Origin of the sequence: Streptomyces graminofaciens, from assembly GCF_030294945.1 — a bacterium.
GTDB classification, from domain to species: domain Bacteria; phylum Actinomycetota; class Actinomycetes; order Streptomycetales; family Streptomycetaceae; genus Streptomyces; species Streptomyces graminofaciens.
Window position 1 is genome coordinate 8412424 of record NZ_AP018448.1, and the last position, 21209, is coordinate 8433632.

At 69.5% G+C, this 21209-nt stretch carries 23 protein-coding genes and 2 pseudogenes; 10 read left to right on the plus strand and 15 right to left on the minus strand.

Features of this window, described 5'->3' with window-relative positions:
• Positions 1–5: 5 nt before the first annotated feature.
• The 5 genes and pseudogenes from SGFS_RS36985 to SGFS_RS37005 form a co-directional block, all read left to right on the plus strand.
• Positions 6–974, plus strand: a complete 969-nt coding sequence (locus SGFS_RS36985) for an ABC transporter permease (protein WP_286260257.1) — start codon at positions 6–8, stop codon at positions 972–974.
• 14 nt (positions 975–988) lie between these two features.
• Complete coding sequence (locus SGFS_RS36990; protein WP_286256524.1) at positions 989–1867, plus strand: ABC transporter permease; 879 nt, start codon at positions 989–991, stop codon at positions 1865–1867.
• 44 nt (positions 1868–1911) lie between these two features.
• A complete protein-coding gene (locus SGFS_RS36995; protein WP_286260258.1) occupies positions 1912–2823 on the plus strand; it encodes an ABC transporter ATP-binding protein in 912 nt (303 codons plus the stop codon).
• Positions 2816–3478, plus strand: a complete 663-nt coding sequence (locus SGFS_RS37000; protein ID WP_286256525.1) for an ABC transporter ATP-binding protein — start codon at positions 2816–2818, stop codon at positions 3476–3478. Before SGFS_RS36995 ends, SGFS_RS37000 begins: the two co-directional genes overlap by 8 nt.
• A gap of 44 nt (positions 3479–3522) precedes the next feature.
• A pseudogene (locus SGFS_RS37005) lies at positions 3523–3672 on the plus strand (sulfite exporter TauE/SafE family protein); the annotation flags it as partial.
• Here the strand turns inward: SGFS_RS37005 and SGFS_RS37010 are convergent.
• The 9 genes from SGFS_RS37010 to SGFS_RS37050 form a co-directional block, all read right to left on the minus strand.
• Positions 3603–3926, minus strand: a complete 324-nt coding sequence (locus SGFS_RS37010) for a diaminopimelate epimerase (protein ID WP_286256526.1) — start codon at positions 3924–3926, stop codon at positions 3603–3605. The pseudogene SGFS_RS37005 and the gene SGFS_RS37010 sit on opposite strands and share 70 nt — an antisense overlap.
• A 60-nt stretch (positions 3927–3986) precedes the next feature.
• Positions 3987–4232: a hypothetical protein gene (locus SGFS_RS37015; protein WP_286256527.1), complete on the minus strand. Its 246-nt coding sequence runs from the start codon at positions 4230–4232 to the stop codon at positions 3987–3989.
• Positions 4233–4315: 83 nt separating this feature from the next.
• Positions 4316–4858, minus strand: coding sequence for an NUDIX hydrolase (locus SGFS_RS37020; RefSeq protein WP_286256528.1), 543 nt, complete (start codon positions 4856–4858; stop codon positions 4316–4318).
• Entirely contained in the window at positions 4855–5130 is a 276-nt protein-coding gene (locus SGFS_RS37025) for a hypothetical protein (protein WP_286256529.1), read from the minus strand. Before SGFS_RS37025 ends, SGFS_RS37020 begins: the two co-directional genes overlap by 4 nt.
• 211 nt (positions 5131–5341) lie before the next feature.
• Positions 5342–6187 (minus strand): helix-turn-helix domain-containing protein, encoded by an 846-nt coding sequence (locus SGFS_RS37030; protein ID WP_286256530.1) that lies wholly within the window; start codon positions 6185–6187, stop codon positions 5342–5344.
• 27 nt (positions 6188–6214) lie between these two features.
• A complete protein-coding gene (locus SGFS_RS37035; protein WP_350284044.1) occupies positions 6215–6724 on the minus strand; it encodes a DUF6879 family protein in 510 nt (169 codons plus the stop codon).
• Positions 6705–6935, minus strand: coding sequence for a hypothetical protein (locus SGFS_RS37040; protein ID WP_286256531.1), 231 nt, complete (start codon positions 6933–6935; stop codon positions 6705–6707). Before SGFS_RS37040 ends, SGFS_RS37035 begins: the two co-directional genes overlap by 20 nt.
• A gap of 365 nt (positions 6936–7300) precedes the next feature.
• Entirely contained in the window at positions 7301–8182 is an 882-nt protein-coding gene (locus SGFS_RS37045) for a helix-turn-helix domain-containing protein (protein ID WP_286256532.1), read from the minus strand.
• A gap of 9 nt (positions 8183–8191) precedes the next feature.
• Positions 8192–9025, minus strand: coding sequence for an alpha/beta fold hydrolase (locus tag SGFS_RS37050; RefSeq protein WP_286256533.1), 834 nt, complete (start codon positions 9023–9025; stop codon positions 8192–8194).
• A 346-nt stretch (positions 9026–9371) separates the two neighbouring features.
• Between SGFS_RS37050 and SGFS_RS37055 the strand changes: the two genes are divergently transcribed.
• The gene (locus tag SGFS_RS37055; RefSeq protein WP_286260260.1) at positions 9372–10058 is read left to right on the plus strand and encodes an SPDY domain-containing protein; all 687 of its coding nucleotides are present in this window, start codon (positions 9372–9374) and stop codon (positions 10056–10058) included.
• Between the two features lie 129 nt (positions 10059–10187).
• Here the strand turns inward: SGFS_RS37055 and SGFS_RS37060 are convergent, their stop codons facing one another.
• From SGFS_RS37060 to SGFS_RS37075, 4 genes are all read right to left on the minus strand, one after another.
• Positions 10188–11918 carry a relaxase/mobilization nuclease domain-containing protein gene (locus tag SGFS_RS37060; protein WP_286256534.1) on the minus strand — a complete coding sequence of 577 codons (1731 nt, stop codon included), beginning with the start codon at positions 11916–11918 and terminating at the stop codon, positions 10188–10190.
• Entirely contained in the window at positions 11915–12256 is a 342-nt protein-coding gene (locus SGFS_RS37065; RefSeq protein WP_286256535.1) for a plasmid mobilization relaxosome protein MobC, read from the minus strand. Before SGFS_RS37065 ends, SGFS_RS37060 begins: the two co-directional genes overlap by 4 nt.
• Positions 12257–13111: 855 nt before the next feature.
• Entirely contained in the window at positions 13112–13801 is a 690-nt protein-coding gene (locus tag SGFS_RS37070) for a zinc finger domain-containing protein (protein WP_286260261.1), read from the minus strand.
• Between the two features lie 6 nt (positions 13802–13807).
• The gene (locus SGFS_RS37075; RefSeq protein WP_286256536.1) at positions 13808–14650 is read right to left on the minus strand and encodes a helix-turn-helix domain-containing protein; all 843 of its coding nucleotides are present in this window, start codon (positions 14648–14650) and stop codon (positions 13808–13810) included.
• Positions 14651–15401: 751 nt separating this feature from the next.
• On the opposite strand from SGFS_RS37075, the gene SGFS_RS37080 reads away from it, so the two are divergent.
• From SGFS_RS37080 to SGFS_RS37095, 4 genes and pseudogenes are all read left to right on the plus strand, one after another.
• Positions 15402–15602 carry a helix-turn-helix transcriptional regulator gene (locus SGFS_RS37080; RefSeq protein WP_286256537.1) on the plus strand — a complete coding sequence of 67 codons (201 nt, stop codon included), beginning with the start codon at positions 15402–15404 and terminating at the stop codon, positions 15600–15602.
• Complete coding sequence (locus SGFS_RS37085) at positions 15599–17125, plus strand: tyrosine-type recombinase/integrase (RefSeq protein ID WP_286256539.1); 1527 nt, start codon at positions 15599–15601, stop codon at positions 17123–17125. The genes SGFS_RS37080 and SGFS_RS37085 overlap by 4 nt, the downstream gene beginning before the upstream one ends.
• Before the next feature lie 518 nt (positions 17126–17643).
• Positions 17644–18896: pseudogene (locus SGFS_RS37090) on the plus strand (IS256 family transposase).
• On the plus strand, positions 18893–19282 hold the full coding sequence (locus SGFS_RS37095; protein ID WP_286256540.1) for a hypothetical protein: 390 nt from the start codon (positions 18893–18895) through the stop codon (positions 19280–19282). Before SGFS_RS37090 ends, SGFS_RS37095 begins: the two are co-directional and overlap by 4 nt.
• 97 nt (positions 19283–19379) lie before the next feature.
• Here the strand turns inward: SGFS_RS37095 and SGFS_RS37100 are convergent, their stop codons facing one another.
• Positions 19380–20516 carry a hypothetical protein gene (locus SGFS_RS37100; RefSeq protein ID WP_286256543.1) on the minus strand — a complete coding sequence of 379 codons (1137 nt, stop codon included), beginning with the start codon at positions 20514–20516 and terminating at the stop codon, positions 19380–19382.
• 1 nt (position 20517) lies between these two features.
• The gene (locus SGFS_RS37105) at positions 20518–21021 is read right to left on the minus strand and encodes a DUF4365 domain-containing protein (RefSeq protein ID WP_286256544.1); all 504 of its coding nucleotides are present in this window, start codon (positions 21019–21021) and stop codon (positions 20518–20520) included.
• Positions 21022–21209: the final 188 nt, after the last annotated feature.

Genomic DNA, 21209 nt, shown 5'->3' on the forward strand with positions numbered 1-21209 from the left:
GGCCCATGGCCCGGCTGGCCGGGCGGCGGACCCTGTTCGCCGCCCCGGTCCTGCTCGTCGTCACCTTCGGCATGTTCGCGATCGCCGCCGCCTCCCCCTTCGACCCGGTACGGGCGTACGCCGGGACCGCCGCCCTCGGCGCCGACCGGGCCACCCTGGACCGGCTGCGCGCCAACCTCGGCGTGGACCAGCCCTTCGCCGAGCGCTGGTGGCACTGGCTGACCTCGGCCCTCACCGGCGACCTCGGCCAGTCCAGCGTGATGCGCCAGCCGGTGGCCGAGGTGCTCGGCGAACGCCTCGTCTGGTCCACGCTGTTGTGCGCGGTCGCGTTCGTGGCGGCTGTACTGACGGGCACGGCGCTAGGTGTGCTGGCCGCCCGCCGGCAGGGCGGATGGCTCGACCGGACGGTCACTTCGCTCGCCTACACCCTCTCCGCCGCCCCGGTGTTCTGGACCGCGCTGCTCGCCATCTGGCTGTTCGCCCTCCGCCTGGACCTCCTGCCGGCGGGCGGCCTGACCGACACCGCCAGCGAACAGGTCACCGCCGGCCAGGTGGCAAGTCACCTCGTACTGCCCGCCGGAGTCCTCGCCGTCTCCCAACTCCCGTGGTTCACCCTGTACGTCCGCCAGGGCGTCGCCGACGCCCTGGCCGAGGACCCGGTACGCGGCGCCCGGGCAAGGGGCCTGAGCGAGAGCACCGTCCTGCTCGGCCATGCCCTGCGCTCCGGCCTGCTCCCCGTCCTCACCCTGATCGGCTCCCGCGTGCCCGAACTCATCACCGGTGCCCTGCTGGTGGAGAGCGTCTTCAGCTGGCCCGGCATCGCGGCGGCCACGGTGGAGGCGGCCACCGCCGTCGACTTCCCGCTGCTGGCCGCCCTCACCGCGCTGGCCACCGTCGCCGTCCTGGCCGGCAACCTGCTCGCGGACCTGCTCTACGGCCTCTTCGACCCGAGGGTGAAGCTCAGTGACATGTGACTCTGGTGGCTCCCATGACTGAGGCCGCAGTTGAGCCGAAGTGGCGGTCGTACGGCACCCGCCGCCGCTCCACCCGCACCGTCCGGGTGCGCACCTCCGTCACCCTGGTCGCGGTGACGGTCCTCGCGGTCCTGCTCGTCCCGCCACTGGTCCAACTCGACCAACAGGCGGTCGACTTGGCCGCCAAACTCCAACCACCCTCCTGGGCCCACCCGTTCGGCACCGACGACGTCGGCCGCGACCTGCTGCTGCGCTGCGTCTACGGCCTGCGGGTGTCCCTGTTCGTCGGTGTCGTGGCGGCGCTGACGGCGACGGTGATCGGCACGGCCGTCGGCGCCACGGCCGGAGCACTCGGCGGCTGGGCCGACCGGGGCATCATGCGGCTGGTCGACACCTTCTCCTCCGTCCCGCACCTGCTGCTGGGCATCTTCATCGTCGCCATGTTCCGCCCCGGCGTCTGGCCGGTGGTGGTCTCGGTCGGGCTCACCCACTGGCTGTCCACCGCCCGGATCGTCCGCGCCGAAGTGCTGTCCCTGCGCTCCCGCCCGTACATCGACGCCGCCATCTCGGGAGGCGCGTCGAGGTGGCGGGTGACGGTACGACATCTGCTGCCCGCCGTACTGCCGCAGGCCGCGCTGGCCGCCGTACTGATGGTGCCGCACGCCATGTGGCACGAGTCGGCCCTGTCCTTCCTCGGCCTGGGCCTGCCCGCGCACATGGCCAGCCTCGGCAACCTCATCCAGAACGCCCGCGGTTCGCTGCTCGCCGGGCAGTGGTGGCCGACCCTTTTCCCCGGCCTGTTCCTGATCGTCCCCACCCTCGCCATCGCCGGCCTCGCCGGAGCCTGGCGGGAGCGGATCAACCCACGCCGCCGATCGGAGCTGATGCTGTGAAAGCCGCTGTCCTGTCCGTGCGCCGACTGTCGGTGCGCTTCCTGATGCCCGGCGGGCGCCGTGTCGCCGCCGTCACCGACGCGCACTTCGACGTGGCGGCGGGGGAGTGCCTGGCCCTGATCGGCGAGAGCGGCTGCGGCAAGTCCGTCCTCGCCTCCGCCCTCCTCGGTCTGCTCCCCGCCAACGCCCAGACCGCCGGTGAGGCCCGCCTCGGAGACCTCGACCTCCTCGCGGCCGACGAACGCACCCTGGCCCGCACGGTCCGTGGCCGCCGTATCGGCCTCATCCCGCAGAGCCCCGCCGCCCACCTGACCCCCGTCCGCACCATCCGCTCCCAACTACAGGAAACAGTCGCAGAGTTGACCGGGATACGGGGCCGCGCGGCCGTCCGTACCGCCGCCGAGGCGGCAGCCGAACGGGCGGCGTTCCCGTCCGACCACCTCGACCGCCACCCGCACGAACTCTCCGGCGGCCTCGCCCAACGCGCCGCCACAGCCCTCGCCCTCGTCGGCGACGCGCCCCTGCTCCTCGCCGACGAACCGACCACCGGACTCGACCGCGACCTCGTGGACCACACCGTCGACGAACTGCGCCGCCACGTGGACACCGCAGACCGAGCCCTCCTGGTGATCACCCACGACCTGGCGGCAGCCGAGCGCATCGCCGACCGCGTGGCGGTCATGTACGCGGGCCGCATCGTCGAACTCACCGACGCGGCCACCTTCTTCGGCACCCCTGGCCCCCGCCACCCCTACAGCCGCGGCCTCCTGCAAGCCCTGCCCGACCGCGACTTCACCCCCATCCCAGGCATGCCCCCCGAACTCGGCGACCTTCCCGACGGCTGCGCCTTCACCGCCCGCTGCCACCTGTCCACCGCGGCCTGTGCCGCCGTACCGCAACTGACGGACACGGTCGCCTGCCACCACCCGTACGTGCCGGAGGACATCCGTGCTTGAACTGCGCGCCATCACCGCCGGATACGACCGACACGCCCCCGTCGTCCGGGACGTCTCCCTCACCATCGAGCCCGGCGAGGCCGTCGGACTCCTCGGCCCCAGCGGCTGCGGCAAATCCACCCTCGCCCGCGTCGCGGCCCTCCTCCACCGCCCCGACACCGGCACCCTGTTCCTGGACGGCGAGCCGGTACACCACTGGCGCCACCGAGCCCCACGTGCCCAACGCACCACGATCGGCGTCGTCTTCCAACAGCCCAGACTCTCCGCCGACCCCCGACTGCCACTCACCGACCTCATCACCGAGCCACTGCGCGCGAACGGCCGCCGGGACGAAGCGCCCGACCGGGTCGCCGAACTCGCCCCCACCGTGGGCCTGACCCCCGACCTGCTGACCCGACGCCCCCACGAGGTCAGCGACGGCCAGCTCCAACGCGCCTGCCTCGCCCGCGCCCTCGTCCTACGCCCCCGCTGGCTGATCTGCGACGAGATGACCGCCATGCTCGACGCCTCCACGAGCGCCGCGCTCGTCACGGCCGTCGAGGACTACCGCGCCGCGACCGGCGCCGGCCTGCTCGCCGTCGGCCACGACCACGTACTCCTCGGCCGCTGGTGCGGACGGACGGTCCACTGGGACGCCCTGAAGCGGTCTGGTTGAGCGTCTCGGCCTGGCGAGCGGATCCGTAACCGGCTGCGCGTCCCCTGTCCCTGGCCCACACCGGCGACATCGCCCCCGACTGGCTCATTGGCCTCGCCTGCGGCCTGGGCGGCCTCATCGGCGGCTACCTCGGCGCACACCTCCAGCCGCACCTGCCCGAGACCTTCCTCCGCGTCCTCCTCGGCACCCTGGCCACTGCCCAGGCGGTGCACCGCAGGGCGTTCCCGCACATCGTTGAGACCGAGCCGTCGGCGTTGAAGCAACCGACTTCGAGGACGAACGGGCTGATGCTGATCAGGCTGCTGATGACAAGGCCGTCCGCGCCTACGCCGGTGCGCCTGGCACAGAGGCGCTCGGCCTCCTTCGACCAGTCCTTCTCGCCGTCCGGCGCGGGATCGGATAACAGGACGAAGTCGTTCCCCGCTCCGTGAATCTTGCGGAAGCGCATGGCAAAGCTCCTCGCTGGGGTGAGGTGACGGTTCTCGTGATGGCCCAATAGGGCCCGGGGTCACAGGAGTTCGATGGGCCGATATGTGGTCGTCGGCTTGTTCATGACCCACGGGGCGTGCCCGTCGAAGATCAGCACCCGGTGCCCCGAGGTGCCGGCGGACCGCATGTCGCGGACCGGCAGGTACAGCCCGTCGAGGCACACGAAGTCGCCTATGCGGACGTCACTGGGCTGCCTCTGACCGGCGATGGTGCCGAGTGGGGGAGGGGGCGTAGAGGTTGGTTCGGTGGTGCGGCGCTCGTACATTCAGCCTCTCCAGATGGCCAGGAGGATCGAGCCGCCGAGCGCCAAGAGGCATGCCAGGTAGGCGAGTTGCTGGTTCCGGGGGCTCACGGAACACCGACGAGGTGGCCGTGAAGGCGGTCGCGGACTGACGGGATACCGATCTCCCCAAGGGGCGTCCAGGCCGCCGCGCCGGCTTCGATCACCAGCGGAGCGATGGCGCCGGAGTGGGCCCGGAAGAGGTATCGGAAGCCGATCCGGAGGCGGGGGCCATACCTGTGTTGCCCGGCCCTGGTCACGTCGATCAGGAAGGGGCCTGCACTGTCGGGTTCCGTCCACACATCCCGAATGCCGACTGCCTCGGCCAACAGGCGCAGGGCGGCCCCGCTGAGCGAGTCGTCCTGCGCATCCGGCTCCGCTTCGGCAAGGGCGAAGGCTCCTTCGTGCCGTAGGGACAGGACGCGATTGCGTTCATCGACGACGACCGCGCCCGTTGTCACGAGGGGGCAGCGCCGGCTGTGGGCGCAGGTCCCGCGCTGTGCGTGGTCGCGGGCGGCGTCGTACACCGGCATCAGCGCCATCTTCTCGTCAGGGTGCTCATGGATGTAGTGGGACAGCTCCCGGATGATCTGGTCCTCCCGGACACTCACGGGGCACCGAGCCCGTGGCGCTGGGTATAGATCCACAGGAGCCTTCGCGTGATGTCGGCGGCATCCCGGAGGTAGATGAAGGCGCCGAACGACGGGGTCTCTGCGGTCGGACGGTTCTGCAGGTCGAGGAGCCGGTACCCCGTGCGGAACAGTTCCCGCACGTCCTCGTCCTCGTCTGCCCCCAGATCCTCACCGAGGAGAAGGTTGAGGTGCCCGATGATCTCGGGCAGGGACCTGTCCATGTCCTTGCGGGTGGAGGTGGCCATCTGCATGGCGAGGACCGCGTCGGTGCTTTCGGAGATTGTCTCGACGTCGACTGGGAGAACTTCGTTTCCCGCGCTGTCGGTTGCTCTCGATGCCTTGCCACTACTTGCCACAGTGATCACCGCTTCGCCCCTTCAGCGCACGTGTTCCAGCCGTGCCGGTAACGCTAGGAAGAGAGACGGGAGGGGCTCTATGAGTGTGCCGGAACTTGCCCGGCGTTCACCCCAGGGATTCGATGGCTGCCGTGATGAGTTCGCGTGCTGCCGGGCCGTAGACGGCAAGTTCGGCGAGATCCGTGAACGTCTGGGCATACATGGCAAGTTCGTGCTTCTGCGTCACGGCGAGGTGGGCCGAGACGAGTTCGACGTGGACCGTGTGGTCGTCGTACAGGAAGAAGCCCTCGACAGGCCAGAGGCTGGAGCGGTCGGCGTCTTCAGGGATGATGCCGAGGCTCACCGAGGGAAGCGCCATGACGCTGAGCAGGTAGCCGAGTTGACCGGCCATCACCTCAGTGCTGCCTATGCGCTTTCGGAGCGCTCCTTCTTCCAGGAGGATCGCGAACGTGTGGTTGCCGTACACGATCTGCTGCTTCTCCACACGCACCCTGACGGCCGCCGGCACGTCATCGATGAGGCCGCGACGGTCGCGAATGGAGGTGAGCAGCGCGGTGATGTACGAGCCTGTCTGCACCGGGCCGGGAATCAGCCACGGTGAGTAGATGCGGAAGCGCTGAGTGCGTTCCCACAGCGGGAGGACGGACTCCTGGGCCTGCTTCAGGCCGGTGCGCTCCATCCGGCGCCACTCGACGTACATGCCCTCGATGCCTCGGGCCGTCGAGATGAGATCCTCGGCCGCGCTCTGTGCGCCGCAAGCGGCGGCCCACGCACGCAGGTCGCGCTCCGAGGGTGGCCGGGTGCCGCTCTCGAAGCGCGAACACTTCGACTCGTGCCAGCCGAGGCTGGTGGCCAAGGCTCGCTTGGTGAGCCCGGCTTCGAGCCGGATTTCGCTCAGGCGTTTCCCCAGGGCCCTGCGGGCTTCCTGAACGCTCGAAGATGGCGATGTCATGTCGCTGCGGTGATGTTGTTCGAGCTGTCAGGCCGGCTGGAACTCTGCGTGGGGTGTTGCCCGCGTCCACACGGCTTCGAAGGCCGACTCGCAGAGCTTCGCGGCCTCAGGATCATCGGTGAGTTCCATCTCCATGTTCTCGCCTTCGCCGTCGAAGTGGTTGACGAGGACGAGGCTGGAGTCGAAGAGCCAGAAGTCGTTGCCCGGAAGCGCGAGGCCCGTTGCGTTGCGGCGGGAGAGCCAGCGCACGTCTTCGCCGGCGGCGATGTTGAGCCCGTCGGTCACGTCGTACTCGAAGCGGATGTACTCGCTGACGGGCGTCGAGACGACCCGGGCCCGGCGGACCTCGACGCCTCGCGAGGTCGCCTGCGTGACGAGGCTGAGCCAGTCGGACCAGCGCTCGGCCGGGTCGAGCGTCGCGCCGGCCTTCCAGTCGATGAAGGCCGGGTCCGACTTCATGTAGGCGTCGCGCATCTCCAGATGGACGGCCGTCCGCTGGCAGTCGCGGAACAGTTCCTCAAACGTGGGGGTCCTCATCGGCCTTCTTCACCTCCAGGAAAAACTGCACCATGCGCCGGGGGATCTCCACCACCGACTCATGGCCGGGGATGTCCATCTGCCCGAGGCGCTCGATGTCCTCCACCTTCAGCCCCTGCACGAGGTAACTGTCCTTCTCTTCGTCGAGGTAGATGGTGGGGGAACCGCCACTGGGACTCTCCGGGTCCTTACCGAGCTTACGCAGGGCCATGATGTCCTCCTCGGATGCCGGTAACGATCTCTGTGCCAGAGCTTGCCCGCGACGGTGCCGTGAAACGAGGAACTTGCCGAAACTTGCCAGGAGTACGGAAGTTGACCCTGCGCGGCCGGGGGGGGTAGAGCGACGGGCCGTAGGCCAGCCGGGGACTCTGGGGATGGTCGGATTCGATTGCTGTCTGCCCCTCTCCGCTGGGAAACCGTGGTCAGTGCAGGTGGGCGCGGGTCCCTTCGACGATTCGCCAGTTGTCCTTTGACAGCCAAGTTAGTCCGGTGCGATGCCCTGACCTGGGGCGACTAGGTTGGATGTCAAAGGACAGTTGTCGGTCGGGAGCAATGTGAGGGCCGCGGCTGGGCGGTTCAGCGCCGGCCGGAACCGCGTGCGCCACCTGACACGGGCCTCCCTGCCCGCCAGGAGTTCGGCCACGCGACGTCGTCGATCGCCAGCCACGGCGCGGCGGCGACGGCAGTCGGCGTGAGCCCCGTAAACGCCTTCACTTCGCGGTGCAGATGGGACTGGTCGACGTAACTGCTCTCGGCCGCGACACCGGCGGGAGGGACACCCGCCGCGAGCAGATGGGCCGCATGGTCGAACCGCACCAGCTGGGCGGCCCGCTTGGGGGTGACGCCGAGCTGCGCCCGGAAACGCGCCCACAGGCGCTTGCGGCTCCAGCCGACCTCGTCCGCCAGGCCGTCGATACGCATCCGGCCCCTGCCGGCGACCGTCCGCCTCCAGATGTGGGCGACCTCCGGATCGACCCGCGGGCCGTCCCCGATCCGCCGGCGGACGGCGTCCGCCGCCATCGCGAACCGCTCGTCCCACGATCCGGCTGTACGCAGCCGCTCCTCCAAGCGCCCGGCGCCGCGGCCCCAGACGTCCGCCAAGGACTCCACGCTCCCGCTGACCCCGGCCGACGAGCCGAGCACTGCGGCCGCCGCACCCGGCTGCAGCCGGATCTGCAGGCACTCGCCCACCAGGCCGGACGCCCGCAGCTCCCCGGGGGCCAGGCCGATCACGACACTGCCGCGTCCGTGCCGCCCCTGCGTGTCGTAAGCCAGGCCGTCATCGTCGCTCAGATCGATCAGCAAGGTGACGGACGGATGCGCGACCATCGCGATGTCGACGGGGGCGGGGACACGGTGGCGGAATCCGGCCATGCTGATGCCCGGCAGCCGGTCCGAGGGCTCCGGTACTGCGATGTCAACGCCCGACCACGCGGGAGGCACGCCCTGCGACAACACGGCGCCAGTCTAGGCCGGGCCTGCCGGCGGGGTTCCGGCGCTCAGGGTCGCGAAGTCCAGCAGCAGCCGGCCCACCGGCTCGGGCGCTTCCAGCATGGGCATGTGCCCAACGCCCGGCAGCATCTCGACCCGCACGTCCGGCACGACGTCGTACTGGCGTGCCGACGTCGGATCCCACCGGGGATCGGCGGCGCCGAAGACCACGAGCACCGGGAGCCCGAGGGCGGCGAGCCGCTCGGGCACGGACTGCTCGGCGAGGTACGCGGTGTTCTCGCGCAGCACCTTGCGGAACGCGCGGTACGTGGTGCTCCGCACGTCGGCGACCATGCCGGGCGGAATGGGCGCAGGCCCGGCGAGCGTGGCGCCGATGCCTTTGCGGATCATCGCATCCGAACGCCGCCACCACAGCAGCGGCCCGAAGGGCGGTGCCAGCAGCACGCGAAGGATGGCTGGCTGCGGCAGGAGCGCGTCGAGGTGCGGGCCGGTGCTGATCATCGCCAGCGAACTCACCAGGTCGGGGCGCTGCTCCGCGAGCGCGGTGGCGACGTATCCGCCGCTGGAGTGGCCGGCCACGGTGACGGCGCGCAGCCCGAGTTCGTCGAGCAGCGCCGCCACGCGGCCCGCCTGCGCCGGAACGTTGTAGGACCTGGCGCGCGGGGACTGGCCGCAGCCCGGGAGGTCTATCCGGACGACATGATGACGGGCGGCGAGGGCCGGGACCACCGGCCCCCAGGAGGCGCCCGAGGCTCCAGACCCGTGGATGAGCAGCAGTGGCGGCGCGTCCCGCGGTCCGTCACGGTCCACATGCATCGGCTGCGCGTGCTGTGCGTCGTGGGCGTTCATAGAGCGATAGTGCGGGGGGCGGCGGCTGCCGGTCTTGTACGAATGTCGCCAACGGCCCGCGGCAGGCGCGCCCCGCATCTGGATGTCAACGATTCTGCTCGTGCTGGCGCTGTCGGGACTGGGTTCGTAGTCAAACGCCTCGATTGGATGACAAAGGACACCAGTTCGCCGACGGCAGACAGGGAAGATCTGGAAACTACTGGTGCTCCGCAGATGGGCATGTCAACGTGGACGACCTCATGAAACCGCAGGTCAACGACCGTCAGTAACCCGTCTCGACCGCACGGAGGCGCCCCTGCACCCGCACCACTCCAGCGATCCTTCCCGTCCCGACTTGCCGGTCCCCGTGTACTGGGTCACCCCGCGTCACCTCGCCGGTGATGACGGCGTTCTCGCCGAGCGGATCGGCGACACCCTGACCGGCCTTGGCTGGCGCATGTGGCCCACCTCGCGCCACAGCCTGCTGTACGTGAGCCCGGATGGGCTGCGTGGCGCCGAGTGGATCCTCGCGGCCCACCCGTTCGAGCTGGGCGGATTGCCCGTTGCCTGGCAGTTGAGCGCCCGCCCGCATGCTGCCTCCGCGCTGGCGGAGTGGAATGCGTACTTCACCACCGGCGTTCCGTACGAGGCGCTCGCCGATATCCTCCTGGCGATCGACGCCCGTGAGGCACCCGACGCGGGCTTCGACGGGCCTGAGACGGTCATCAACGCGCTCAGTGCCTGGGGCTGGATCCGCGATGTGGACCGCCCCCGCACCACCGCCATGGACCCCGGGTTGTCCTCCAGCGTCTCCCTGGAGATGGTGCCGCCGCTCATTGAGGACGCCGACCCGCGCCCTGACCTGGTGGGTTGGCAGGCGTGGGCGGAACCCGTGCTCGGCGCCTCGTATCTGTGGTGTGCCAGCTTCAGCGCCAGCGTTCCGAACGACTTGGTGGCTGTGTTCGCGTCATCGCTTGCCTCACCGGTCCCGGTTCCCCGCCGCACCGTGCCCAAGAGCGGCGAGGGCCGGCTCACCGTCGTCCGCCGCAGCTGACGAACCGCGCCCTGACGGAGCCGCAGGTGTGATGGCGCTGGCTAGGGACCGGGTCGCTCACCCACCTCCCTTACTCACCGGTGCCCCTCTGCCTGTCCTTGGCAGAGGGGCACCGGCGTATGTGCTGCATCACCGCGTCTTGCGGGGCTGGCCGTCTTGGCTCGGGGCGGGCGAGGCTACGCGCCCGCTGCCCTTGGCCGCAGCGGGGGTGAGGTCGGGCATCGCGGTGGCGTCGGCGGGCAGGTCGGCCAGGCGGCGCAGCCGCCACACCAGCACGTCGCTAATCGAACCGGCGCTGCCCAACTCCCGCCGTCCGGCAGCCTCCATCAGCAGAGTGGCCGGGTCGTGGCCGGCGCTCTCGGTATCGGCGAGGGTGGCCGCCAGGGCGTGCCAGCCTGGCTCGGCCAGGATCTGCTCGGCCAGCTCCGGCACGGCCGCCCGCAGATGGGCGGCCTGCTTCTGGCGCAGGGGCTGGGACAGGCGATGCCCCCGCTGGTACAGCATGCCCAACGGGACGTTGGCGGCGGCTTGGTAGGCGATGCGTAGGTGTTCGGCGGCCTCGCGGGCTGCGGCGGCCTGCTGGGCATGGTCCTTCTTCGCATGCCAGTGGGCGGCGGCGGTGACGAGGAAGAACAGCATGTCGATCGCCATCGCGGTGGTCGCGCCGTCTTCCCCGCGGCCGAGCGCCGGCCCGCTGTAGATCAGGTCGCGGGCGGCCTTGCGCAGGGCCCGGTCGTGTCCGCGCTCGGCCTGGATGTGGGAGCGGGTTGCCCGCTCGAACGTGAAGGCTGCCGCGCGTAGTTGCTCGCGGGTGTGGGCGGCTGAGGTCTTGGCGAGCGCGTCCAGGACCTCTCCGGCTGCCGCGATGTGCGCGGCCACCTGGCTGTCCTCACCGTGGTCGATGATCAGCAGAGCTTGCCATGCTGCGGTGGCAGCACCGCGTCGCACGGCGGCCGGACCGGTCGGCGCTGGGCCGGAGGACTGAGGGGACGGTCCGTTGTCGCTTTGGCCGGAGGGGGAACTGCCACCGGAGAAGCGTTTGCGGATGCGGGGCAGGGACAGGTCGGGGGAGAGGGTGGAGCCGGCGTAGAACACGGGCTCCTTCTCGCCGTTGCGGTTGTCCGGGAGGGCGACCTTGTAGCCGAGCAGGTCGCCGGAGGGTGCGACGCGCTTGCGGATCAGTAGGCCGGAGGCGGCCAGCCGGTCGAAAAGCTCCTCCTCACTCATGACTCCCGCCACAGCCCGCCGTACGGCTTCCCGCAGCTCCTCGCGTGCCGCCTGCTCCCTGCCCTCGCGCTGGGCCTTGTGGCGTTCGGCGCTGGTGGGGGGCTTGGCGGCGGTGCCGTCCCCGGGCGGCACGCGGCGCAGCCCGTAGTCGACTTCGATACGGCGGCATTCAGCCTGGGCCCGGCGAGCCTCGTTGTGACGGCGGGGCCGGCGGCCGTCGTCGCGGACCAGGGTGGCGATGATGTGGATGTGGTCGTCGGCGTGGCGGACGGCTGCCCACCGGCAGGCTTGCTCGTCGCCGTCGGGGGCGATGCCGGTGGCGGCGACCATGCGGCGGGCGATGGCCGCCCAGTCCTCGTCGGACAGGATCGGGTCTTCGGGGGCGGCCCGCACCGACAGGTGCCACACGTGCTTCTCGGGGCGCTTGCTGGCGGGCAGGGCGTTGACGGGCTGGTCGAGCAGATGCTCAAGCTGCTCGTAGGTGGCCTTCGGATTGCGGCCGGGGTCGGGGGTGAGCGGGTCGAAGGCGGCGACCAGGTGCGGGTCGATGTGCACCTCGTCGGTGCCGGGGCCGTAGAGGTACTTGATGAGCCCGATCGTCTCGCTGCCGCGCTTGTGGATGCTGGGGATCACGCAGGGACACCGCCGTCGCGGTGGGCGAGCAGGGCATCGGCGGCGGCCTCCATACGGCGGGCGGCGCTGCGGACGGCCTCGGCCGAGGCGTCCAGGTGGGGTGCGTCGGCGCCGGAGTTGAGGGCCTTGGCGACCTGGTTGAACAGGCCGTGGATGCGGCCCAGGTGGCGGCGGGCGGCGAACAGCTCGTCGATGACCTCGCGTTCGGTGGCGATCTCGGCGGCGGTGCGGGTCAGGTCGCGGGCGGCCTTGTCGACGGCGTAGGCGAGGAAGGCGGCGTTGGACATCTGGCAGTGGGCGGCGGCATCGGCGAAACGCTTGAACTCGGCGTCGTTCATACGGCAGCTGGGCTGGTGCAGACGCTTGCGCGACTTCGGCTGACGCGGGCGCTGACGTCTCTTCGCGAGGGACTCGGCCCGCCAGTCTCCTCCTGGCTGCGGTCCGCCCTCGGTCGCTGCCTGACGGTCCGGTGCCCCCTGGCGCCGGGCTGTTCCCGCCACCCCTGGGGCGGGAATCCCGGGAGCATTGCTCCCGGTACAACTTGCTGGCGCTGTGGGACTGGTGGGCTTCTCGTGCCGCTCGTGGCGGGTGGGGTCCTCGTGGTGCCGGTCGTGCATGTAGTGGTTCTCCGTCGGGTTGGCGGTGGTGGGGGTGGCTGTGCTGTGGCGTCAGGACGAGGTGTCGCTTCTGGCTTGGCTGGGCGGGGACGATTCGGGGACCGTGCCAGGTTGGGGACCAGAGCGGTTCGTGGTCCTCAACCCGCAGCTCAGTAGCCGGGCCCTGCCCGGTCCCCGGCCTTGTGGTTCCGAACCGACTGGGGACCGGTCCCCAGAGAGATCAAGGTGCGGACCGACGGGTCGTCGAGACGTTCAGGCCGCTGACCTGCGTACAAACTGATCCGGGGACCGGGCCATTGGGACCGGTCCCCGGAATGCGAGACCAGGCGGTGCTGTGGGTGGGGACGGTCCCCCTGACACCTCGTCAAGGGGACGGTCCCCCTGACGAGCTGTCACGGGGACCGTCCCGCCGAGTTGCGCGGGGACCGTCCCTCAGTCTCCGAGGTCCCTTGCGGGACCGGTCCCCGTCGGCGTACGGTTCCCGGCCGGTCTCGGAGACCGAAGGTGTCGGAGATGCGGCCCCCATGGGCTCCCTCGTCGCGGAGTGACAGCGGGAGACAGAGCGCCGAAGGAAGGTCACGCAGCCTTCTGCCGGGTGAGTTCCGCAGCGGCAAGGTCTACGCGGGTCGGGTGGGGCGTGGCGCGGGGTGCGTTGCCCCTGGCGCGGCCGTCGAGACTCACGCGCCGGGCGCGGCAGGGCTCGCCCTCGGCGGCGTGGCACCACTGGCACGGAACGCTGAGGGCGTCGGGGCGTCCCTCGGCGACGGCGGTCTCGCGGGCGGCTCGGGTCGGCCGGTACTGGGCGAGCTCGGCGCGGGCGGCAGGTGGGATGCACGTACCGAGGGCGCGCAGGCGGTTTTCGAGGTCGGGACTCGGGCCGCCGCTGGTGATCTGCCGGTGGGTCGACGGCGCGGCCGTGCCAGTGGCGACCGAGTGCCGGGCGGCGAGGAGTTCTGCACGCCAGGCAGCTTCGTCGTCCGGACTGGCGGACGGAGTGGGGTCGGTGTGCCGATCCAGGCGGTCGCGGCGATAGGCCCGCCATTTGCGGACGACGTCCACTGGCAGGATCGGGTACGGGGAGTCGAGGACGTGGGTCCGTATCGCCTCGCGGACATCCCAGCCGTGGGCAGTGGTCAGGGGCACGTCGCTGAGCAGTTCGTGCCACTGGGCGATCTGGTCGCGGGCCTCGCCGGTGGCGGTCCGGATCGTGCGGGGGTCGAGGCGGCCGATGTAGGCGAGGACAGCGGCGGTTTCGCGGGGGTCCAGGGTGGGTTACTCCGTTCCGTTCGGTTCGTCGAGGGCGGCGAGCAAGGCGGCCATGTGCTCCTCGGAGCGCGTCATGCCGGGGGCCCTGGTCGGCGTGCCTCCGCCGGGTATGCCGCGCAGATGTCGGCGGCCATGGTCGGCTGGGCGTTCGTTGGTGATCCAGGCGCGCCAGTCAGCAGCCCAGGCGGCGGCTGGGCGGGGCGGCCATGTGGCCCGGTAGGCACGCCACTTCTCGTCGGCGGCCCGCAGCCCGTGCTCACCGAGCCGGGCCAGATGCCCCTGTTGCCCCAACCAGGCGTGGGCTTCGTCGTCGACCTGCCACTCGGTGGCTGGGGTGAGGAGTGAGCTGCTGCTCTTACCGTTCACCTTTGGTTCTCTACTGTTCTGGGGGCCGGAATCCGTGCCTCCTCCGGGCCGGAATCCGCTCCCGCCGGGGGTCGAAATCCGGCCCCGGGGACTGGTATCCGGCCCCCTTTCGAGCGGGTCGGCAGGGTCGGATTCCGGTCCGGGGGGTGTCGGTATCCGGTCCCCCTGCGGGGTCGGATTCCGGTCCTCGTCGGTGGCTCGTTCGGCGAGGAACCGGGCGGCGGCCGGGAGTTGGTAGTACGTCTCCCCGCGAGGTCCCTTGCGGCCGTCGAGCTGCACCAGTTCGCCGCTGGCGATCAGCTTGTCGATGGCGTCCCGTACCGCGGTACGAGACGCGTTCGCCCGCTTCATGAGGGTGGGGACGGATGCGTACGCGACGCAGCGGAGGTCGAGGCACCGGTCGGCGATCAGGGTGAGGACCATGCGGGCGGTGCCCTTGCTTCGGCTGTGGTCCCACACCCATGCGCGGGCGTCGTGGCTCATCGGGTTGCGGCTCCTGGGTTCGGGGTGGGGAGGGGGCGGCACCAGCCCGCTTCGGGGTGGTGCAGGGAAGGGTGCGGCGTGGCGTTCCCGGTCTGGTGGCGCCGACGAGGGCCGCAGGCGGGTGCACGAGGGCATCCGGTCCAGGCCATCGATTACCGAGCTTGCTCAGGCGCCCGGAATCAGGATTCCGGGCGCCTGAGCAAGACAGCCACACCCACCCCGGACAAGTCCAGCATTCCGTGGAGAAAGCAAGCAGCCCACGGCGAACACATCATGAGTGGGGTTCAAAAACAGTAAGCCCGGATTGGCGGTTGACGAAATAGTGCCGGAATCCGGTAGGTCGAACCGGGACAACTCGTAACCCTTCGGTACTCGCGCTGTGGCGCCCCGTCCGCATTGTGGAACACCGTCTCTGGGCAGGTCAGGAGGCTCGGCAGTGCTGGCGCGTTCACCGGTGTAGCTGACCTGAAGTGCCGCTGTCGTCAATCCGGGATTCCGTGCTGCGTTCAGCTGCGTCCCGTTACTTTCGTGACGACAAGCCCGGCAAATCGAACAATAGGGGCAGGGAATATAGCATCACATCGCCGGTTTGCGAAACCGGCGATTCTCCGGAGAGTTGTGGTGCCAATTGAGGCTGATCCCACCCGCGGATCTACGTCGCTATTGGCTTGCAGCTCCGCAATTCCGCCTGCCTTTCGCACCGTCCCGGAGCAAGCGCAGGACTCCCCGCTCCCTGCCCAAGGAACATCGCTTGACGTCCCAGTCCCGCCGTCCCACCGACAAGCTCACGGTCGACGAGTTCTGCGCCGACCTCCGCATCTCCCGCTCCACGTTCTATGACTGGCGCAAGAAGGGCCGCGCCCCGCGCTGCATACGCATCCCCAACGGCGCCCTGCGCATCCGCCGCAGTGACTACGAGAACTGGCTCACCGACTGCGAGGCCAACGTGTGAGCAGCCGGTCCTTCAAGGTCCGCTTCTACGACACGGAGGTCTACAAGGGAAAGCGCAAGACCACCTACACCGTCCGCTGGTCGGTCAACGGCAACCGCCGAGGCCGAAGCTTCGAGACGAGCGCACTCGCGGAATCGTTTCGCGCGACACTGCGCGTCGCTGCCAATAACGGCGAACCGTTCGACGTGGACACCGGACTACCGGTCTCCCAGGTCGCGCCGGCGGCCGAACTCACCTGGTACGAGTTCGCCCTCCAATACATCGACGCGAAGTGGCCCCGTATCTCGGCGAACAACCGCAAGAACACGGCCAAGGCCCTCACCAAGGCCACACTCGCTCTCCTGCGCGCCGAACTCCCCGGCCGCTTCGACCCGGTCGACGTGCGCCGGGCCTTGCGCGAGTACGCCTTCAACAATCTGAGGCGCGACGAGGCCCCACCCGAGGTCCGCACGATCCTGTCCTGGATCGGCCGCAACTCCCTTCCCATGACGGCTTGGGAGGACACGAGGCACCTCGACGCGGTCCTGCGAGCGCTCGACACCCTCCTGGACGGCACCCCGGCCGCCGCCAGCTCGGTCAGACGTGAGCGGCGGATCCTGAACGTGGCGATCAAGTACGCCGTCCGCCAGAAGAACCTCACCGACAACCCGTTGCCCACGGGCAAGGACGAGGACGCGGCGCCCAGGGTCGCCGAGGCCGTCGACAAGCGCTCCCTGCTCAACCCCGGCCAAGTCGCCGCAGTTCTTGCCTGGATCTACGCCCGCCCCCGCACCGGCCACCGACTCCACGCGTTCTTCGCCACCCTCTACTACGCAGGTCTGCGCCCCGAGGAGGCCGTCGCGCTGCGGGTCGGCGATGCCACGCTGCCCGCCGAGGGCTGGGGCCAGCTGCTCGTCCACACCGCCGAACCCGAGGTCGGCAGCCAGTGGACCGACGACGGCCAGGTCCATGAGACCCGCCACCTCAAGGGCCGCGCCGAAGGCGACACCCGCCCCGTCCCCGTCCACCCCGCCCTGGTCGCCACCCTGCGAGACCTGATCGAGGCGGACGGCCTGAAGCCCGGCGGCCTCCTCTTCCCCGGGGAGAAGGGCGGACTGCTGGCCGGGTCGGTCTTCCGGCGCGCCTGGAACAAGGCCCGTGCAGCGGTCCTGCCCGAGCACGAGTACAACTCGCCGACCGGCAAGCGCGTGTACGACCTGCGGCACACCTGCCTGACCACCTGGCTGAACAACGGCGTCCCGCCGGCCCAGGTCGCCGAGTGGGCCGGCAACAGCGTGCCGGTCCTGCTTGCCACGTATGCCCGCTGCGTCACAGGCCAGCTGGCCGCGCTCCAGGAGCGCATCGAAGGTCCTCAGCGGCTCCCGCCGGTATCTCCTGAGCAGAGAGACCGAACCCAGAACTTCGGGAGGTTTTCGGGAAGAACATCCGCCAAGAGCCGTGTTGAACCGGTCCCAACCGGACTGCCACCCTCGACACCAGGGAGTCGGCCCGGCCTTGGGGTACCGCGAAATCGCACCCGCTGACATGCCCGTGCCCACCATCATCCCGCCGTCCGCCCAGGCCCTGCGAGCCCAGCGGCGAGTTCCCGCCGACGGCGTCGTCATGGTGGCCGGCCAGCGATTGCGGGTGGGCCGCAGCTACGCCGGGAAGACCCTGACCATCGTGATCGAGGGACACCGTCTTCCGAGTCCAAGATGGCGACGTCGAGTTGTCCACACACGCACGGACCAGCGACAAGCCAGTCACGCAGTTCAGGGCGGCAGCTCGCACCTGGAACTGACGGCGGTTGTCCAACAGCTCTTCTCCAACTGGCCGTGGCGTGGAAGTCTTCCTCGCCGCAAGCCGCTGGAAGCCGCCGCGCATACCCACGACGACATCCCTGAGGACGGCCACAGGTGGGTGGTCCTGGCGCTCTTCCAGAGCAATGCTCGGAACCTGTGGATCGGTGCGGGGAGGGACGCGGAGGGCGTACCTTCCCGAATGATCCTTTGATGGTCTCCGAGTAGGCCCGCGTTGCAGCGCGGGTCGGGAAGGCACGCACGTGCTCAGCGTAGTCACCGACGACGGCTCCACCGACTCCGGATCCTTGATCGACGAGATCGTCCGGGAGGGTGCCCGGCGCATGCTCGCCGCCGCGCTGGAGGCGGAAGTCAACCAGTACATAGCTGAGTTGGCGGCCGAGACCGACGAGACGGGCCGGCGACTGGTCGTGCGCAACGGCCGCCACCGTCCCCGGACCGTGGTCACGGCGGCCGGGCCGGTCGAGGTCACCGCGCCGCGGTGAACGACCGGCGCGTCGACGAGGCCACCGGGGAGCGCAAGCGGTTCTCCTCGAAGATCCTCGCGCCTTGGTGCCGCAAGTCCCCGAAGATCTCCGAGGTCCTGCCGCTGCTCTATCTCCACGGGCTGTCCTCCGGGGACTTCGTGCCCGCGCTCGAGCAGTTCCTCGGCGGCACGGCCGGACTGTCCCCGGCCACGGTGACCCGGCTGACACGCCAGTGGCAGGACGACCACGCCGCCTTCCAGACCCGCGACCTGTCCGACCGCGACTTCGTCTACGTGTGGGCCGACGGCGTCCACCCCAAGGTCCGGCTCGGCCAGGCACACTCCTGCGTCCTGGTCCTGCTCGGCGTCCGGCTGGACGGCACCAAGGAGCTGATCGCGCTGGCCGAGGGGCTGCGGGAGTCCACGGAGTCGTGGGCCGACCTGCTGCGCGACTGCCGCCGACGCGGCATGCGCGACCCCGAACTCGTCGTCGGGGACGGCGCGATGGGATTGTGGAGGGCACTGGCCGAGGTGTTCCCCGCCGCCCGGCACCAGAGGTGCTGGGTCCACAAAAGCAAAAATGTCATGAACACGCTGCCTAAGTCCGCGCAACCCGGCGCACTCAAGGCCCTCCAGGAGATCTACAACGCCGAGGACCGCGACCACGCGGACAAGGCGATCGAGGCGTTCGCCAAGGCCTACGGCGCGAAGTGGCCGAAGGCCGTCGCGAAGATCACCGACGACCGCGACGAACTACTCGCCTTCTACGCGTTTCCCGCGGAGCACTGGATCCATCTGCGCACGACCAACCCCATCGAGTCGACCTTCTCCACGGTCAAGCTCCGGACCAAGGTCACCCGCGGCGCCGGCAGCCCGGCCGCGGCGCTCGCCATGGTGTTCAAGCTCGTCGAGTCCGCCCAGGAACGCTGGCGCGCGATCACCGGCGCCCACCTCGTCGCCCTGGTCCGAGCGGGTGCGAGCTTCACGAACGGACAACTCAGCGAGGGGGAGGGGGAACAGGCCGCATGAGTACGCCCACCCCTTCCGCCGCTGACGGGCGGCGGTGGCCCACGGACAAGCTGACCGCGCTGCGTCTCGGCCAGCGCCTGGTCACCGAGGTCCCCTCCGTCGGCCCTGGTCGCAGAGCGTTCGTCGACGTCACACCCGTCACCACGCAGGCCGACATTCAAGCCCGCCAGCAGGGCTGGAAGCGAACCGATCTCGCTCGCCGGTTCCGGATGCGGCACTGGGACTACGACGCCGCCCGCATCCTCGATTTCGACTACGACATCGGAGCCGTCCTGGTCAGAGAAGCAACCGCCGCTGACGAGTCGGAGCTCGCCACCGTTCTTGAAGCCTGGGATCTGCGTCCCGACCAGTTCCTCTACCCCTGGCAAACCGACGACCCGAGGTAGCCGCATCGGACGGAATCCACGAACGTCCATCCACAGGTCTTGACGATTGCTCGCTCTTCCAAGCAGAGTCCGCGTTGCTTGTACAACCCTGGGTCGCTCATTGATCCGAACCGAGCGAGGGATCGGGTCCGAAGTCGTCTACCTCCATCGTGGCGTGCCCGCCGGGTGGGCTGGTGAGTCTGCCTTGGACGCGGACGGGAATGCCGTCGTCGTGGCAGCGGACGGCCGTGTGGTAATTGCTGTCGGGCAGGTCCATCCAGACGGTCCTGCCGCGTCGCTTGATCACTGTTTGGACCCCTACCCGGCCGGTTTCGTCCTCTGGATGGCGGCTGAGATCGGTGACGATGCCGTAGATCAGGTGTTGGCTTGTGTAGATGCGGGTCTTCAACTGCGCGGACACCCGGTCCACGATGTCGATGGCTGCCTGGTTGAACTCCACTTGCGGAGGAGTGCCTGGCGGCGGCGCGGCTACCCGGGACCAGTTGAAGGAGACGTCGAGGGAACCGACGGAGTCTGTGTTAACCACTTTGCTGAGAGCTTGGCACAATTCGTACGAGACGCCTTCGCCGATCGAATCGGTGATCTCGCTGGGGGTGGGCTCCCGCTCCGCGCTCGCCATGTCTTCGAGTACGCCGAGAGCGCGGGACATTGTGGCAGTGACGCGTCGGTCGAAGAGCGTCTCCTCCACCCCGACCTCGATGTACTCCTGACCGGGGGAGTACACGTCCTCGGGGGAGCGCGCCTGGCTGATGATGGGAACGATGTACGACCCTCGACGGGTCTGTCCCAGCCGGACCTCTCGTGCCTGTTCCCGTGCGCGGGTAGGAAAGTTACGGAAGTGGCCCTGGCGTCGGATGGTGGCGGCTGCGGACGCTACACGCAAACGCTTGGCGGAGATGAACAATTCGTAGCCGGCCTCCAACGGGATTGATCCGTCGCTGAGCGAGGGGTGGGAGGCCCTGAGGTCTGTGACGTCGTTGAAGACGGTGGCGACGGCGTCGTGGACGGTTCGTGCGTCCTGGGACTCGATGCGTGCGAGATCTGCGAGGAGGATTTGGGTTCGCTTGGCGAAGTCCGGGGCTCCTGGCTTCATGGGCACCAGGACAACCTCTTCGGATGGTCCGGGCAGACTCCACAGCTCCGCAACGGTGCCGCCGGAAACCGGAGTCCAGCCGGTGACCTTGAGGTAGCTGCGGATTTCCTCGGGACCGAAGTCGGGCTCGCTGTGCACCACCTCAGTCCACCTCCCGACCGATGGCGTTGGTCAGCCGACGCGCCGCGTCGAACATGGCGCCCATGGCCTTCACTGTGAGCGTCTGATGCTCGGGGAGGCTGATCGCGGTTGTGACGCTGCCATTGGCCTTCCCCCTGCCCTGTAAGGACGCCCAGTACCCATGACAGGCCAGGACGATCGACTCCGGCTGATGAGTCACCCAACGACCGATGTCCGGAGGGACTATCAGTAAGGCAAGGTGGCCAGGGGCCGAGCGTTCCGGGTTTCGCAGCTTGTCGTACGTCTCGACGTCGAGGTCGAAGCTGTAGCCACCTCGAACGATGCGCGGGCTCTGTGTGCATTTGAGCTGAATGTCGACCATGAGACCGTGCGAACGCAAGGTGACGTCGACACCGTCTTTGTCGACGTTCCAGTCGCAGATCGTGTAACCGCCCTGGGTGGCAAGGACATGTACGTAAGCACGGCTGACTTGCTCCTTCTGCCAGCTCGTCGCCTCTGCAGCCACTGGTCCCCCTCCCCTTGGCGTGATCGCGAGGATAGGCGGATGGGGTCTTCGGGGGAATAGGGCCTCACGACTGCTTGCGCAGGTCTACGGGTCTACGGGCGGGCGAGTGCGCGGCCGGCACGTCCTCTCCGCGCTTCTCCGCAGTGGCTGGCGTCGTCGCGGCCCTCCAAAGCCGCGTGGAAGGACTC